This window comes from Clavibacter sp. VKM Ac-2873 (assembly GCF_015351075.1).
GTDB lineage: Bacteria > Actinomycetota > Actinomycetes > Actinomycetales > Microbacteriaceae > Clavibacter.
Window position 1 is genome coordinate 921313 of sequence record NZ_JADKRS010000001.1, and the last position, 16407, is coordinate 937719.

Here is a 16407-nt window from a genome sequence, read left to right on the forward strand (position 1 = left end):
CGCGGGCGCGGGCGCGTGCGGCCGCCCGTGCCCCGGCGGGCGACCCGACGTCCCGACCGCGGAGGCGGCGCCCGCCGCCCGCGCTCGGACCCGCTCCGCCCGCGCCCGCTCCCCGTCTCCGCACGCGGATGCGCACGCGGAGGCGGAGGCGGATGCCGGCGCGGCCGCGGCACGGCGCCCGGGGCCGAGACGACGAGGACCGTGCGCCCGACGGGCGCACGGTCCTCCTGTCACGCGCGGCTCCTAGCCGTAGACCACCTGGACGCCCGCGGACCCGACCACGATGCGGCCCCCGGTGAACTCCTGCACGACGTCGCCGCCGGAGGTCCGCTCCTCGCCGACGGGCAGGCCCAGGCGGCTGGCGGAGGCGCCGAGCGCCACGTACCGGTCGCCGATCCAGCCGCGCACCATGAACGCGCCCCGCGCCGACGAGTAGATGCCGCCGCCCGCGAAGCGCTGGGCCGCGCCGTTCGGGACCGCGGTCTCGACGCCCGTGGGCGACCCGAGGACGCCGTCCTGCTCGCCGGCCGCGACGTAGCGGCCGCCGATCCACCCGCGGACGCCGAACGCCCCACGGGAGGACGAGTAGAAGCGCCCGTCCTGGAACTGCTGCTGCGCCCCCTGCGAGGTGGGCCGCTCGTCGGCGGTGGACAGCCCGAACGCGCCGGTCGCGGCTCCGCGCGCGCGGTACGCGTCGGCGATCCAGCCGCGCACCGTGCTCGTGCCGCTCGCGGTGGCCGAGACCAGCCCGCCCGTGAAGTCCTGGTACGCGCCGCCCGCGACCTGCTTCTCGTCCGCCCGGGGGAAGCCGAGGAGACCCGCGTCGCGACCGAGGGCGCGGTAGCGGTCGCCGATCCAGCCCCGCACCATGAAGGCGCCGGCCGAGGAGGAGACGACGTCGCCGCCCGCGAAGGCCTGCCGCGCGCCGCCCGAGACCGACACCTCGTCGGAGGACGGGAAGCCGAGCACGCCGCCCGAGCCGCCCGCCGCCGTGAAGCGGTCGCCGATCCAGCCGCGGACGCCGTAGGCGCCGCTCGCGGAGGAGTAGACCGAGCCGCCCGAGAACCGCTGCACGGCCCCCTGCGCGAGCGACTGCTCGTCGGCCAGGGGCGATCCGAGCGGACCGCCGGAGGAGCCGCCGCGGACCCACGCGTCGCGGATCCAGCCGCGCACCACGAAGGCGCCGGCGGACGATGACACGATGCTGCCGTTCTGGAAGTCCTGCGCCGCGCCGCCGGGCACCGCCCGCTCCGGGGAGGTCGGGGCGCCGAGGAGGCCGGAGGCACCGCCGATGGCCTGGTACTTGTCGCCGATCCAGCCGCTCACGTCGTAGGAGCTGGAGCCGAACCAGTCGGTGAAGTAGGCGTAGAAGTTGCGGTTGCCGTACGAGGAGCAGCTGCCCCCGGATCCGTACGACGAGGCGAGCGCCCCGCTGTCGGGCTGGTACGGCGTGTAGTAGTAGAGGCTCGAGGTGGCCTGGTTGGAGATGTAGACCGCGCTGCTCCCGCACGACGCGTCGGGGTGGTACAGGACCTGCACCGTCGTGCCCTTGGCGTACCGCGTGTAGCGCGTGCTCCACGGCGTGCCCGGGCCGGTGCCCACGGGGTTGGAGTAGCGCTGGAACGCCCACGCCGCCTTGTAGACCTGGTTGTAGAAGCCGTAGTACTGCTCGTCGCACGCGGCGGTGTCCGGGCAGCCGTAGCCGGTGGCGGAGCGGTAGGCGCGCGCCGAGGGCGCGGTCGACAGGACGAGGCCCTGCTCCTTCTGGAGGAGGACGATGAGGACCTGCGGGTTGATGCCGCACGCCCGGCCGACCTTCGCGATGATGTCGGCGGCGCTCTCGTTGCTCGCACCCTGGTACGGGCCGCACATGGGATCGGCTCCGCGGGAGAACGTGTCCTGGCGGTAGTCCTTGAGGCACGTGTAGCCGGACCGGCACGAGGGGTTCCTCTGGGCGAGGAAGGTCTGCACCTGGGGCGCGCTCATCGTGCCCTCGTCGAAGAACACGGAGTCCGAGATGATCTCGCCGGCGCGGAAGCCGGACATGTCGGCCGCGTCAGCCGTGTCCCGCGTGCCCACGGCACCCGCCATCATGATCCCGCACGCTGTCGCGACGACGGCGATGACCGCCACCATCCGACGCGCGGATCCCCTCATCCGTCGCAATTGCCGCCCCGTTCCCGGAGGCGCCGAACCGCGCCCCGCTGGGACATGCTAACCGCTGGTCACCCGAGGCCCGACCGCGGGGATCCGCGGAACGACCGCGGGGATCCCGCCACGGTGCCGCCGCACGGCCCGGCGCGATCGCGCCGGACCGTGCGCGACGGTCAGCGTCCGTCGCGCGGCGGGGTGAGGCCGAAGCTCTTGGCCCACTCCCGCTCGCTCGTGATGCGCGGCAGCGCGGCCCGGTACGCGGCGCGCAGCTGCGGCCAGCGGGCGAGGATGCGGGCGCGCAGCACGATGCTCGTGAGGAGCATCCGGCGGAACGTCGCCGGGTCCCTGCGGTGCAGCAGCGCAGCGGATCCCTCGGCGTTGGAGACGAGGACGCTGTCGTAGTTCGGCACCACCCACCACCGCGCGTCGGCGAAGGCCAGGTGGGCCTCGGGCGCCGTCTGCGCGGCCGGCTTCACCGGCGTGAAGGCGTGGCGCAGCACGACGCGGGCCAGCCAGATCGGCCGGGTCACGGCGTTCGGCGCGCGGTACTGCCGCGGACGGCGGCGCGACGCGAGCGCCCCCTCGACCGCGGGGAGGTCGTCGCGGTCCTTGATCGCGACGCCGTCGGTGAAGCCCTTCGCGAGCTCGCGGGTGCGGGCGAGGCGCGTCACCATGTCCTGGTGCAGGCCGCGCGGCCCACGGAGGATGTTGCGGTAGGCCTCGTGGCGTGCCGCCAGCGCGAAGTACTGCATCGAGATGAGGTGGCGCACGTCCGTGGCCAGGTTGGCGGTGAGCAGGCGGCCGCCCCGCGGGAACGGCGAGTGCAGGAGCGCGACGATGAGGCGGTTGCGCGCGTGGAAGAACGCCTGCCAGTCCTGCGAGTCGTCCTTGTCCACCCACGACACGTGCCAGACGGCCGCACCGGGGAGGGTCACGGTCGGGACGCCGTGCTCGCGGGCGCGGAGCGCGTACTCGGCGTCGTCCCACTTGATGAACACGGGGAGCGACAGGCCGATCTCGCGGATCGTCTCGACGGGGATGAGGCACATCCACCAGCCGTTGTAGGCGGCGTCCACGCGGCGGTGCATCCAGCGGGTCTGGCGGAGGTTCGACGACGGGAAGTCGTGGCGCGTCGGCGTGACCGGGCCCCACATGAAGTTCCACATGTCGAAGCCCTCGGCGTACGCGTGCAGCTTGCCCTTGTCGTACATGTCGAACATGTGCCCGCCCACGATGGTGGGCTTGACCGCGAAGTCGGCGAACTTGAGCGCGCGGCGGATGCTCTCCGGCTCGATCGTGATGTCGTCGTCGAGGACGAGGACGTAGTCGGACTCGCCGGCCTGGAGCGTCTCGTACATGCCGCGCGAGAATCCGCCGGAGCCGCCGAGGTTGGCCTGGTCGATGACGCGCAGCCGGCCGCCCAGCAGCTCGACGGCGCGCGGGTACTCGGGCTGGTCGACGATCTTCTGCGTGCCCTGGTCGGTCACGAAGATGTTGTCGATGAGGCGCGTGACCTCGGCGTTGGCGCCGATGTCGGTGAGGAGCTTCACGCAGTACTCGGCGCGGTTCAGCGTGGTGACCGCGAGGCTCACGGATCCCGTCTCGCCGGTGCGCGTGCGGGTCCCCTCGGGCGCGAACCACGCCGCCTGCACGAGCGAGAGGTCGGCCTCCTCGCCCACGAGGTCGAACCAGTACCAGCCGCCGTCGGCGAAGTTCGTGAACGGCAGCTCGAAGGTGCTCGTGGTGGGGCCGTCCAGGATGCGGCCCTCGACCTTCTGGATGACGCCGCGCGCGTTGGAGCGGTACACGATGACCTGCCCCTGGCCCTCGGTCATGACCTCCAGGGCCACCGCCTCGAGCGACGTGTGCGCCCGCCAGTAGGCGGCGGGGAACGCGTTGAAGTAGGTGCCGAACGAGACCTTGCGGCGGTGCGGGACCCGGAAGCCGCCGTGGCCGTCCATCGCGCTCAGGATCCCGATGTCGGACAGGCGCACGACGGCGCGGTCGTGGTCGGCCTCGATGACCTGCATGTTCGTGCCGTGCTTGCGCCGGTCGACGACGGGGATGCTCGTCCAGTAGTCGGCGTCCACGTAGAGCGGGACCGTGTCCGGGTCGTGGTCGGTGGGGAAGATGACGCGCTGCAGCAGCAGCGCCTCGTCGCGGCCCGTGGCCTCGATGAGCGCGTCGGCCATGGTCAGGATCCTTCCGTCGCGGCCGGCGCGAGGACCGGCTTGAGGACGTTCTCGTACATCGTGAGCGCCGAGCCGATGGCCATGTGCATGTCGAGGTACTGGTAGGTGCCGAGGCGGCCGCCGAAGAAGACGCCCTCCTCCGCGGCCGCGAGCTCGCGGTAGCGCTTGAGGCCCTGGCGGTCGTCGGGGGTGTTGACCGGGTAGTACGGCTCGTCCTCGCGCTCGGCGAAGCGCGAGTACTCGCGCATGATGACCGTCTTGTCCTGGGGGTAGTCGCGCTCCGGGTGGAAGTGGCGGAACTCGTGGATGCGCGTGAAGGGCACGTCGGCGTCGGCGTAGTTCATGACCGGGGTGCCCTGGTGGTCCTTGACGGGGAGCACCTCGCGCTCGAAGTCGAGGGTGCGCCAGGACAGGGCGCCCTCGGAGTAGTCGAAGTAGCGGTCGATCGCACCGGTGTAGACGACGGGCACCCGGCCGACGGTGGAGGACTTGGTGACCTCCTGCGACTCGTCGAAGAAGTCGGTGCTGAGGCGCACCTCGATGTTCGGGTGGTCGGCCATGCGCTCGATCCACGCCGTGTAGCCGTCGACGGGGAGGCCCTCGTGCGCGTCGTTGAAGTAGCGGTTGTCGTAGTCGTAGCGCACGGGCAGCCGGGAGATGACCTCGGCGGGGAGCTCCGTCGGATCCGTCTGCCACTGCTTCGCGGTGTAGTCGCGGATGAACGCCTCGTAGAGCGGGCGGCCGATCAGGCTGATGCCCTTCTCCTCGAGGTTCCGGGCGTCGCCCGCCTCGAGCTCCGACGCCTGCTCCTGGATGAGCCGACGCGCGTCCTCCGGGCCGTGCGCGGCGCGGAAGAACTGGTTGATGGTGCCGAGGTTGATGGGCAGCGGGAAGACCTCGCCGCGGTGGTTCGTGTACACCTTGTGCACGTAGGGCGTGAACTCCGTGAAGCGGTTGACGTACTCCCACACGCGCTCGTTCGACGTGTGGAAGAGGTGCGCTCCGTAGCGGTGGACCTCGATGCCCGTCTCCGGGTCGGCCTCGCTGTAGGCGTTGCCGCCGATGTGGTCGCGGCGGTCGATGACCAGCACCCGGAGGCCGAGCTCCTCGGCCACCCGCTCCGCGATCGTGAGGCCGAAGAATCCGGATCCGACTACTACGAGGTCATGGGCCATGGAGAACGGGTCCTTTTCGTGTCTTGGGGGGTCGTCGCGGCGCGACGGCTCAAGGGTACCCTCCCGGATCAGGGGGTGCTGCGACCCGCGCCGGAGCCCCCGGCGAACACGCGACCGTAGGACCAGCGACGCAGGCGCTCGGGCACGAGCCGGTAGCCGCCGCGGATCGCGACGTTGCGGAGCGCCTGGTACGGCGTCGTGAACCGGCGCCGCCGGAACTCGCGCTGGAGCCGGAGCTCCGCGCGCAGCTGGGACAGTCCGCCGCGACGCGCGTAGGCGCCGTCGCTCACGCGGTACATCACGAGGGGCTCCGGGATGTTCTCGACGCGCGCCCCGGCCTGCACCATCCGGGCGAAGAGGTAGTAGTCCTCCATCAGCCCGATGTCGATGTAGCCGCCGGCGGCGCGCACGGCGGAGCGCCGGTAGACGACCGTGGGGTGGTTGAAGGGGTCGTGGAAGCGGGCGTACCCCCCGATGCGCGCCGCGCCGGTGGGCGGCGTGCGCGTCCCGACGATGGTGCCGACCTCGTCGGCGAACTCGTACATGCCCGTGCCCACGAGGTCGAGGCCCGTGCCCATGAGCTCCAGCTGGCGGGCGAACCGCTCGGGGAGGGAGATGTCGTCGGCGTCCATGCGCGCGACGACGTCGTGCTCGCACGCGTCGAGGCCGCGCTCGAGCGCGTGGGCGAGGCCGACGTTGCGGGCGAGGCGGACGACGGACGCCGCCACGGGCGAGGATGCGACCGCCTCGTCCACGGCGCGGGCGAGGGCGGCGGAGATCGGGCCGTCCTGCACGACGACGACCTGGTCCGGCCGCAGCGTCTGCTGGTCGACGGAGCTGCGGAAGGCGCGCACGAAGTAGTCCGGCTTGTCGCCCGAGTAGACGGGGAGCAGGAGGGAGAACGGCTCCGTCACGCGCGCGCCCCCGCGTCCGCCTCGACGCGCGCGACGTCGTCGCTCGCGGCGCCGAGCCCCGCGAGGACCTCGACGTTCGGCCGCGGCCGCGTGAGCAGCCCCGTGCGCAGCCCGCGCATCAGTCCGGACAGGAGGAGCCGGCGGTCGCGCGACCGGACGATCGTGCGGGTCCACGACCGCAGGGCGGCCGCCGTGTAGAGGACGCGCTCGAGCGCCGTCAGCGACGGCGACAGGCGCATCAGCCACGCCTTGTTGCGGACCTCGTAGAAGAAGCGGGCGCCGGGATCCACGTCCGCCGCGCCGAACGTGCGCGTGCGGTGCTCGACCGTGCTGGCCGAGCTGACGAAGCCGCGGCCGCGGCGGAGGAGGCGCGTGCTGTACTCGAAGTCGTCGTTCCAGAGGAAGTAGTCCGCCACGGGGAGGCCGTGGCTCCGGACCGCGTCGGCCTCGACCAGGAGCGAGACGAACGAGGCGCTCCGCACCGGGTACGCGCCCTGGGCGGCCGCGCGGCGGATGGAGGAACGCGAGGCGCCGGGCCGCACGCGCGGGGTGTTCATGGGATGCGGGCGGCCGTCGACCCACCGGACGGCGGAGGCGAGGACCACCGTGCCGGCGGGCGCGCGCCGCCGGGTCGCGACGAGGGCGGCGAGGGCGCCCGGATCCGGGACGGTGTCGTCGTCCATGAGCCAGACCGCGTCGGCGTCGTGGACGGCGACGGCCCGGGCGATGCCGACCGTGAAGCCGCCCGCGCCGCCGGTGTTCCGGGGCAGCACGAGGAGGTCGGCGTCGGGGAAGCGCGCGCGGATCACGTCGGCGGTGCCGTCGGACGACGCGTTGTCGACGACCACCACCGCGTGGGGCGCGGTGGTCTGCGCGGCGAGCGCGGCGAGCGTCTCCTGCACGAGCTCGCGGCGGTCGAAGGCCACGACCACGGCGACGATGCGGTCGCTGCGGCTCACGTCGGACGGCATCCGGTCTTCCCCTCGATCGTGGTCCGGGCGCGCAGGCGCCGACCGGACCCGGCGCCCGTCGGGCGGCTCGGTCCGGCCGGGGCACGCCGGGTTCCCCCGATGGTAGCGGGGCGCGCACGGGCGGGCGGTCAGCGCCCCCGGACCTCCGAGGCGGCGAGCTCCGCGAGGTAGCTCCCGTACCCGCTCTTGATGAGCGGCGCCGCGAGGGCCTGCAGGGCGTCGCGGTCGATCCAGTCGGCGCGGTACGCGATCTCCTCGATGCAGCCGATCTTGAAGCCCTGGCGGTCTTCGATGACCTTCACGTACTCGGAGGCCTGCATCATGCTCGCGAACGTGCCGGTGTCGAGCCACGCGGTGCCGCGGTCGAGGACCTGGACGCGGAGGCGGCCGGCCTGGAGGTAGTGGTCGTTGACGGCGGTGATCTCGAGCTCGCCGCGCTCGCTCGGCTGGATGCCCTTGGCGATCCCCACCACGTCGTTGTCGAAGAAGTAGAGGCCGGGCACCGCGTATGCGCTCTTGGGCTGCGCCGGCTTCTCCTCGATGGAGACGGCGGTGAAGTCGTCGTCGAACTCGACCACGCCGTAGGCCGTCGGATCGGCGACGTGGTAGGCGAAGATCAGAGCGCCGTCGATCTCGGTGTTCTTCCGCAGGCTCGTGCCGAGGCCGGCGCCGTGGAAGATGTTGTCACCGAGGACGAGCGCGACCGAGTCGTCGCCGATGAACTCCTCGCCGATCACGAAGGCCTGCGCGAGGCCTTCGGGCGAGGGCTGCACCGCGTACTCGATGCGCATGCCGAGGTGCGAGCCGTCGCCGAGCAGGGCCCGGAACTGGTCGTTGTACTCGGGCGTCGTGATGATGAGCACCTCGCGGATGTCCGCCATCATCAGCGTCGACAGGGGGTAGTAGATCATCGGCTTGTCGTAGATCGGCATCAGCTGCTTGCTGATGCCCTTCGTGATCGGCCAGAGCCGGGTGCCCGACCCGCCGGCCAGGATGATGCCCTTCATGGGTCAGCTCACCTTCTGGGAGTCGTGGAAGGCGCGCATGTCCGACCAGGTGGGGAGGAGCCCGGCGGCCGCCGCCTCGGCGAGGGTCGGGGCCTCGAGGTCCTTCGGGGAGAGCAGCGGCTCACCCGCCTCCTCGGGGAAGACGAGGCCGAGCTCGGGGTCGAGCGGCGTGATGCCGTGCTCGGCCGCGGGGGCGTAGACGTCGCTCACGAGGTACGTGACGGCCGCGTCGTCCGTGAGCGCGACGAAGCAGTGGCCGAGGCCCTCCGATATGTAGACGGCCCGGTGCGTCTCGGTGTCGAGCCGCACGCTGTCCCACCGCCCGAAGGTGGGCGATCCGACGCGGATGTCGACGATGAAGTCGAGCACGGCGCCGGAGACGGCCTTCACGTGCTTGGCTTGGCCGCGCGGCACGTCGGCGAAGTGCACGCCGCGGACGACGCCGCGCTTCGAGACGCTCATGTTGGCCTGGCGGAGGTCGAGCGGGTGGCCGACCGCCTCCTGGATCTCGTCGAACCGGTACCACTCGAGGAACACGCCCCGGTCGTCGGCGCGCTGGACGGGGGTCAGCTCGTACGCGTCGGGTACGGCGAGCTCTCGGATCTGCACGAGGCCGACCCTAGCAACGCGTCACCGCGGCTCCGGGGCCCCGGCGCCCTCCGGATGCGAACCGCCCTCCCCCTCTCCGGGGGACGCGCGCCGGAACGAGAAGCGCCCGTGGCCCACGTAGCTCACGACGGTGATGAGGAGCACGAGCAGCGCCTGCGCCCCGAGGCGGGGCACGCCGAGCGCGACGAGGACGGGCAGGAGCGCCGCGTTCAGGGTGATGGAGACCGCGTACACCGACACGAACCGGGCGAAGTCGCGGAGCACGTGCCCGTGGACGCGGAAGACTAGCCGCCGGTACAGCGCGAAGGCCGCGACGATCGCCGCGGCGTAGCTGACGAGGAGCGGCACGAGGGATCCCGCGACGGGGTGGCCGGCACGATCGAGCGCCCGGCCGGCGGTCGCCTCCGCCGCGGCGAAGAGGAGGAACGCGAATCCGGTGTTGAACGCGCCGACGAGCAGGAACCGCACGCGCCGGTCGCCGAGGAGCTCCCGGAGGCGGGAGGCGGACGGGATCCGGGGCATCCGACCATGATGCCCGTCCCGCCCGCCGGTCCCCTGATGTGGGGGCCGCGCAGCCCCTCGGCGCCCCGCCCGCCCTCGGTAGGATCGAGCGCCGGCGCCCGAACGCCGTCCCCCGACGCCGGTCCACCCCACCGGCGCCTCTACCGAAGGACGTATCCCCATGAGGATCCTCGTGACCGGCGGCGCCGGCTTCATCGGCTCCAACTTCGTGCGCCACGCGCTGCAGGACCACTACGCCGGGCTCGAGGGCGCCGACGTCGTCGTGCTCGACGCGCTCACCTACTCGGGCAACCTCGAGAACCTCGCGCCCGTCAGCGGCTCCCCGCGCTACGCGTTCGTCCACGGCGACATCCGCGACGACGCCGTCCTCGACGAGTGGATCCCGCAGGTCGACGCCGTCGTGCACTTCGCGGCCGAGAGCCACGTCGACCGCTCCGTGCGCGACGCGAGCATCTTCGTCGAGACGAACGTCCTCGGCACGCAGAAGCTCCTCGACGCGGCCCTCCGCCACGACCTCAAGCGCTTCGTGCACGTGTCCACCGACGAGGTCTACGGATCCATCGCCGAGGGTTCGTGGGACGAGGAGCGGCCGCTCGAGCCCAACTCCCCGTACTCCGCGTCGAAGGCCGGAAGCGACCTGCTCGCCCGGTCGTACCACCGCACGCACGGGCTGGACGTCTCGATCACGCGCTGCTCGAACAACTACGGGCCGTACCACTTCCCCGAGAAGGTCATCCCGCTGTTCGTCACGAACCTCATCGACGACGAGCACGTCCCGCTCTACGGCGAGGGCCTCAACGTCCGCGACTGGCTGCACGTCGACGACCACTGCCGTGGCATCGCCCTCGTGCTCGCGCAGGGCGCGCCCGGCGAGGTCTACAACATCGGCGGCGGCACCGAGCTCACGAACCGCGAGCTCACGCAGCTGCTCCTCGACGCCACCGGCCGCGACTGGTCGTACGTGGACCGCGTCGAGGACCGCAAGGGCCACGACCTCCGCTACTCCGTCGACATCTCCAAGATCCAGCGCGAGCTCGGCTACGCGCCGCAGGTGCCGTTCGCCGAGGGCCTCGCCGACGTCGTGCGGTGGTACCGCGAGAACCGCGCGTGGTGGGAGCCGCTGAAGGCGCGCGCCGAGCTGCCCGCGTGAGCAGGATCCTCGTCACCGGCGGGCGCGGCATGCTCGGCCAGGACCTCGTCCCGGCCCTCGCCGCCCACGACGTGACGGCGCCGGCGCGCGCCGAGCTCGACATCACCGACGCGTCCGCCGTCCGCGCCGCCGTGGCCGGGCACGACGTGGTCGTCAACCTCGCCGCGTACACCGCGGTCGACGCGGCGGAGGAGCACGAGGACGAGGCCCGGGCGATCAACGCGACCGCCGCCGGGATCCTCGCCCGCGCCGCGGCGGAGGCCGGGGCGCGCATCGTGCACGTGTCGACCGACTACGTCTTCGACGGATCCGCCACCTCCCCCTACCCCGAGGACGCGCCGCACGCGCCCGTGTCCGCCTACGGCCGCACCAAGGCCGAGGGCGAGCGGCTCGTGCTCGCCGGCCATCCGACCGGCGCCAGCGTCGTGCGCACCGCGTGGCTCTACGGCGCGGGCGGCCCGTCCTTCCCATCCACGATGCTGCGCCTCGCCGCCACGCACGACACCGTGTCCGTGGTGGACGACCAGCGCGGCCAGCCGACCTGGACCGTCGACCTCGCGGCGCGCATCGCGGAGCTCGTGGACGCGGGCGCCCCGGCCGGCGTCTTCCACGGCACGGCATCCGGCGAGACCACCTGGCACGGTCTCGCGCGGGCCGTCTTCGCGGCGACGGGGCTGGATCCCGCGCGCGTGCTGCCCACCGACAGCGCCTCCTTCGTGCGGCCCGCTCCCCGACCCGCGTACTCCGTGCTGGGCCACGACGCCTGGGCCCGGGTCGGCATGACGCCGCTCCGCGACTGGCGCGCGGCGCTGTCCGCCGCCGCCGCCCACGGCGTCCTCCGGGCGCGCTGACGGTTACACTCGTGTCCGGTCCGATCCCGGACGCCGCCAGTCGCCACCGCTCCGCTTGACGCGCGAGCCCCACGCAGTCCGAAGGGCACCACAGAAGTGTCGAGCATGACGATCTCCCCCTCGCGGGAGTTCTCGAGGCCCGGCACGGGCGCGGGGCTCCTGGACGTGTACCGCCGCCGCTACCTCCTCTCCCTCCTCGTGAAGAAGGAGGTGCAGGTCAGGTACCGCGGATCCGTCCTCGGCTGGCTCTGGTCGTACGTGAAGCCGGCCGCCCAGTTCGCCGTGTTCTTCGTGGCGATGGGCGTGTTCCTGCAGCTCAACCGCAACCAGGTGAACTACCCCGTCTACCTGTTCTCCGGGATCATCCTCATCAACTTCTACACGGAGGCGTTCTCCAACTCCACGAAGTCGCTCGTGGACAACGGGGCGCTGATCAAGAAGATCTACCTCCCCCGGGAGCTGTTCCCGGTCTCGAGCACCTTCGTGGCGCTCGTCAACTTCCTGCCGCAGCTCGTGATCCTGCTGGTCGTCTGCCTGCTGGTGGGCTGGGCGCCCACGCCCGTACAGGTGCTCGGCATCCTCCTGGCGATCGCCATCATCGGCACGCTCGCCATCGGCCTCGGGATGCTGTTCGGGGCGGCCAACGTGTCGTTCCGCGACTCGCAGAACTTCGTCGAGCTCATCGTGATGGTCGTCGTGTGGGCGTCGCCCGTGCTCTACCCCTACGCCCAGGTCGCCAAGGTGCTGCCGGACTGGCTGCTCGTCATCTACCAGCTCAACCCCGTGACCGCGGCGGTCGAGCTCTTCCACGCCGCGTTCTGGTACCCCACCACGGGCGGCGCGGGCGAGCTGCCGCCGAACCTCTGGATGTACGGGTTCATCGCCCTCGGCGTCTCGCTCCTGAGCCTCCTGCTCGGGCAGCTCGTATTCAAGAAGCTGGAGGGGCGCTTTGCCCAGGACCTCTGAATCCGACGCGCTCCCGCGCATCATCGTGCGGAACGTGCGCAAGTCGTTCCTCCTCCGCCACACGCACTCCATCAAGGAGACGGTGATCGCGGCCGTCCGGCGCAAGCCGCTCGCGTCCACGTTCGACGCCCTCGCGGACGTGAGCTTCGAGGTGCGGCCCGGCGAGTCCGTCGCCCTCATGGGCTTCAACGGATCCGGCAAGTCGACGCTGCTGAAGCTCATCTCCGGCGTCTACCAGCCCGACAGCGGCGACGTGCTCGCGCGCGGCCGCATCGCCGGCCTCATCGAGGTGGGCGCGGGGTTCCACCCCGACCTCTCCGGCCGCGAGAACATCTACCTCAACGCCGCCATCCTCGGCATGAGCCAGCAGGAGATCGACGCGCGCTTCGACCAGATCGTCGAGTTCAGCGAGATCGAGAAGTTCATCGACACCGAGGTCAAGCACTACTCCTCGGGCATGTTCCTCCGCCTGGCGTTCTCCGTCGCGATCCACACGGAGGTCGACATCCTGCTGGTCGACGAGATCCTCTCCGTCGGCGACGAGCCGTTCCAGCGCAAGTGCCTCGCCAAGATCCGGGAGCTGCACGACGCGGGCAAGACGCTCGTGGTCGTCAGCCACGACCTCGACATGGTCTCCGACCTCTGCGAGCGCGGCATCCTCATCAAGTCGGGCCACGTCGAGTTCGACGGCCCGTCCAAGGAGGCCGTGGAGCGGATGCGCCAGGGCTGAGCCCGCCGGGCGCTCCTCCCCGATCCCCGGCGGCGCGCCGGTACGATGGTCCTCCCGCGGGCCGAACCGACACCCGCGCGATGGAGGAACGTGACCACCACGCTGCGCGTGATCATCGACCAGCTCACCGGACCCGCGCTCGGGGGCATCGGCCGCTACGCCGAGGACCTGACGACCGCGATCGTCGCCGCGACGCCGAGCGGATGCGAGGTCGAGGGCGTCGTCTCCGCGATCACCCCGGAGCAGACCGCGGACCTCGAGGCCCGCCTGCCCGGCCTCGCCCGCGTCACGCGCGTCCCGCTCCCCCGCCGGGAGCTCTCCCGCGCCTGGCAGCTCGGGCTGCCCACCCCGGGGACGACCGGGATGGTGCACGCGCCCGGCCTCCTCGCGCCGCTGCGCCGCCACGACCGCGTGAACACGAACGACCAGATCGTCGCCACCATCCACGACGTCAACGCGTGGACGCACCCCGAGAGCATGACGAGCGCCTCCGTCTCCTGGACGAAGGCCATGGCCAAGCGCGCGCGCAAGCACGCCGACGCCGTCGTGGTGCCCTCGCACGCGCTCGCCGAGGAGCTGGCGCGCTACGTCGACCTGGGCGACCGGGTGCGGGTGATCGGCGGGGCCGTCAGCCCGCGCCTCGCCCTGCCCGCGGATCCAGACGCCCGTGCGGCGGAGCTCGACCTGCCGGCCGACTACCTCCTCACCGTCGGGAGCCTCGAGCCGCGCAAGGGCGTCCAGGCGCTCGTGGAGGCGCTGGCCCGGCCCGAGACCGGGGACCTGCCGCTCCTCATCGTCGGCTCCGCCACGTGGGGCGACGTCGAGCTCGCCCAGGTGGCCGACGAGGCGGGCGTCGACCCGGCTCGCGTGCGGAGCCTGGGATCCCTCGCCGACGCCGACCTCGCCGTCGCGCTCGACCGCGCCACGGTCTTCGTGCACCCGAGCCTCTCCGAGGGCTTCGGGCTGCCGGTCGTGGAGGCGCTGTCCTTCGGCACGCCCGTCGTCCACTCGGACGCGCCTGCCCTCCTCGAGGTCGCGGCGGACGCGGGCGTCGTGGTGCCCCGCGAGGACGCCGCCGGCTACCCGCTGCGCCTCGCCGAGGCGATCGGCGGCCTGCTGTCCGACACGGCCGCGCGCGAGCGCCTCGCGGTCGTCGGCCAGGACCGGGCCCGCGCGTTCAGCTGGCGTGACTCCGCCGAGAAGGTCTGGCAGCTGCACGCCGACCTCTAGGCGCCTGCGCCGCCGGAGGATCAGCCCGCGGAGCCGTTCGCGAACTGGTCCTGGATCGCCTGGCGGATGGCGGGGAAGTCCGGCTTCTGCGAGTCGAACCTCGGCGGCACGATCTCCAGGTCGTCGATGGGCTGGTCCTTCGTCTTCAGCGCGAGCTGCGTGAAGTAGCCGAGCATGCCGCGGGGGATGTCGGTCGTGACCACCTGCTGGCCGGCCTGCGCGATCGCATCGAACTTGGTGAGCACGTTGGCCGGGTCGAACTGCTTCAGCACCGCCTGCTGCACCTCGCGCTGACGCGACATGCGGTCGTAGTCGGTGGCCTGGTAGCGGGAGCGCGCGTACCAGAGCGCGTGGTAGCCGTCGAGCTTCTGCTCGCCGGGCTCGATCCACTCGGGGATCGGCACCGGCCGGAACTTGTCGTCGTGCCCGGATCCCATGCCGATGCGGCGCTTCACGTCGATGTCGATGCCGCCCAGCGCGTCCACCATGTCGGAGAACCCCTGCATGTCGATGAGCGCGTAGTACTGGATCGTGAGTCCCGTGACGCCCTGCACGGCCTCGCGCATCGCCTCGATGCCGGGGAGGCTCCCCTTCGCCTTCGCGTCGGGGTAGAGGTCCTGCTTGTAGACCTCGACCTCGGTGTAGATGGAGTTGAGCATGCAGGCGTCGACGTCGCAGTGCTGGTAGCCCTTCGGGTAGCGCGCCAGCAGGGGCGAGCCGTCGGAGAACGGGACCTTCTCCATGTCGCGCGGCAGGCCCACCATGGTCGCGCGCCCGGTGTCGGCGTCGATGCTGACAACGGTGATGCTGTCGGGACGCAGGCCCGCCCGGTCGCTGCCCGCGTCGCCGCCCAGCAGCATGATGTTGTAGCGCCCGTCGACCGGGGCCTCGGTGGCGTAGTCGCCGAAGATCCCGCCGAGGGCGCCGCGGCCGACGCCCACGATGTAGGCGGCGTAGCCCGCGGATCCGGCCGTGCCGACCAGCAGCAGCACCGAGAGCGCCGCGATGATCGGCCGGGCCCGGGGCGCGACGCGCACGATGCGCGTCAGCCGCAGCGTGTCGAGTGCGAGCACCACCCAGAGCACGGCGTAGGCGGCGAGCATCACCTGCAGGACGACGAGCAGCCACTCCTGGGACACGAGCTGGATGAGCGCGCCCCGCGCGAACAGCGCCAGCCCCCCGACGACCACGGCGAGCGCCCAGACGACGAGCGTGGAGGCGAGGCCGATGCGGCCGAGACGGCGGTTCCCCGCGAGGACCTGGGCGGATCCGGGGATGAGGACGTTCAGCACCACGAGCCACCAGGCCCGGGTGGTCATGATGCGCGGGGACCGGCTGTCCGGGTGCCGGATGGGCTGGGTCAGGCTCACGTGCGGGACGACGCCTTCTGCTGCAGCGCGGCGTTCTTCCGCTCCACGAGCTCCGCGAGCTCGGCGCGGTGGCGCGCGAGGGCGTCCGCGATGCGGTCGTCGGAGGTCGAGAGGATGCGCGCCGCGAGCAGGCCCGCGTTCTCCGCGCCGCCGATGGAGACCGTGGCGACGGGCACGCCCGCGGGCATCTGGACGATCGACAGGAGGGAGTCCATGCCGTCCAGCGTCGCGAGGGGCACGGGCACGCCGATGACGGGCAGGGTGGTGACGGAGGCGAGCATCCCGGGGAGGTGCGCGGCGCCGCCCGCCCCCGCGATGATGACGCGGATCCCCCGCTCGCGCGCCGTCTGCCCGTAGGCGATCATGCGCTCGGGCGTGCGGTGCGCGGACAGCACCTCGACCTCGTGGGCGATGCCGAGGGCCTCGAGCGCGCGGGACGCCTTCTCCATCACGTTCCAGTCGGAGTCGGAGCCCATGACGAGGCCGACGAGTGCAGGGGTGTCGGGATTCACGGGCTCCATGCTAGGTGTCGGATCCTCGACGCCGGCCGCGCCACGCAGCCCGCG

15 protein-coding genes are annotated in these 16407 nt (G+C 72.2%); 5 read left to right on the top strand and 10 right to left on the bottom strand.

All coding sequences use genetic code 11. The features are described from left to right. Positions 1-243: 243 nt before the first annotated feature. From ITJ44_RS04275 to ITJ44_RS04310, 8 genes are all read right to left on the bottom strand, one after another. Complete coding sequence (locus ITJ44_RS04275; protein WP_194633494.1) at positions 244-2136, bottom strand: LGFP repeat-containing protein; 1893 nt, start codon at positions 2134-2136, stop codon at positions 244-246. Between the two features lie 191 nt (positions 2137-2327). After that, the gene (locus ITJ44_RS04280) at positions 2328-4346 is read right to left on the bottom strand and encodes a glycosyltransferase (protein WP_194633495.1); all 2019 of its coding nucleotides are present in this window, start codon (positions 4344-4346) and stop codon (positions 2328-2330) included. Positions 4347-4348: 2 nt separating this feature from the next. After that, positions 4349-5521: a UDP-galactopyranose mutase gene (glf, locus tag ITJ44_RS04285; protein WP_194633496.1), complete on the bottom strand. Its 1173-nt coding sequence runs from the start codon at positions 5519-5521 to the stop codon at positions 4349-4351. A gap of 68 nt (positions 5522-5589) precedes the next feature. After that, positions 5590-6435 carry a glycosyltransferase gene (locus ITJ44_RS04290; protein WP_194633497.1) on the bottom strand — a complete coding sequence of 282 codons (846 nt, stop codon included), beginning with the start codon at positions 6433-6435 and terminating at the stop codon, positions 5590-5592. Further along, positions 6432-7406 (bottom strand): glycosyltransferase, encoded by a 975-nt coding sequence (locus ITJ44_RS04295; RefSeq protein WP_194633498.1) that lies wholly within the window; start codon positions 7404-7406, stop codon positions 6432-6434. The genes ITJ44_RS04290 and ITJ44_RS04295 overlap by 4 nt, the downstream gene beginning before the upstream one ends. Positions 7407-7534: 128 nt before the next feature. After that, positions 7535-8413: a glucose-1-phosphate thymidylyltransferase RfbA gene (gene rfbA, locus ITJ44_RS04300; RefSeq protein ID WP_194633499.1), complete on the bottom strand. Its 879-nt coding sequence runs from the start codon at positions 8411-8413 to the stop codon at positions 7535-7537. A gap of 3 nt (positions 8414-8416) precedes the next feature. Further along, positions 8417-9022, bottom strand: coding sequence for a dTDP-4-dehydrorhamnose 3,5-epimerase (locus tag ITJ44_RS04305; RefSeq protein WP_194633500.1), 606 nt, complete (start codon positions 9020-9022; stop codon positions 8417-8419). Between the two features lie 21 nt (positions 9023-9043). Further along, the gene (locus ITJ44_RS04310) at positions 9044-9544 is read right to left on the bottom strand and encodes a GtrA family protein (protein WP_194633501.1); all 501 of its coding nucleotides are present in this window, start codon (positions 9542-9544) and stop codon (positions 9044-9046) included. A 160-nt stretch (positions 9545-9704) separates the two neighbouring features. Between ITJ44_RS04310 and rfbB the strand changes: the two genes are divergently transcribed. From rfbB to ITJ44_RS04335, 5 genes are all read left to right on the top strand, one after another. Further along, complete coding sequence (rfbB, locus tag ITJ44_RS04315; RefSeq protein WP_194633502.1) at positions 9705-10694, top strand: dTDP-glucose 4,6-dehydratase; 990 nt, start codon at positions 9705-9707, stop codon at positions 10692-10694. Then, positions 10691-11545: a dTDP-4-dehydrorhamnose reductase gene (rfbD, locus tag ITJ44_RS04320; RefSeq protein ID WP_194633503.1), complete on the top strand. Its 855-nt coding sequence runs from the start codon at positions 10691-10693 to the stop codon at positions 11543-11545. The genes rfbB and rfbD overlap by 4 nt, the downstream gene beginning before the upstream one ends. Before the next feature lie 96 nt (positions 11546-11641). Further along, complete coding sequence (locus tag ITJ44_RS04325; protein WP_194633504.1) at positions 11642-12511, top strand: ABC transporter permease; 870 nt, start codon at positions 11642-11644, stop codon at positions 12509-12511. Continuing rightward, complete coding sequence (locus ITJ44_RS04330; protein ID WP_194633505.1) at positions 12495-13241, top strand: ABC transporter ATP-binding protein; 747 nt, start codon at positions 12495-12497, stop codon at positions 13239-13241. Before ITJ44_RS04325 ends, ITJ44_RS04330 begins: the two co-directional genes overlap by 17 nt. A 90-nt stretch (positions 13242-13331) precedes the next feature. After that, on the top strand, positions 13332-14471 hold the full coding sequence (locus ITJ44_RS04335) for a glycosyltransferase family 1 protein (protein ID WP_194633506.1): 1140 nt from the start codon (positions 13332-13334) through the stop codon (positions 14469-14471). Between the two features lie 20 nt (positions 14472-14491). Here ITJ44_RS04335 and ITJ44_RS04340 read toward each other — a convergent pair whose 3' ends face one another. Continuing rightward, complete coding sequence (locus tag ITJ44_RS04340; protein ID WP_194633507.1) at positions 14492-15841, bottom strand: LCP family protein; 1350 nt, start codon at positions 15839-15841, stop codon at positions 14492-14494. Then, complete coding sequence (gene purE, locus ITJ44_RS04345) at positions 15838-16362, bottom strand: 5-(carboxyamino)imidazole ribonucleotide mutase (RefSeq protein ID WP_194633508.1); 525 nt, start codon at positions 16360-16362, stop codon at positions 15838-15840. The genes ITJ44_RS04340 and purE overlap by 4 nt, the downstream gene beginning before the upstream one ends. Positions 16363-16407: the final 45 nt, after the last annotated feature.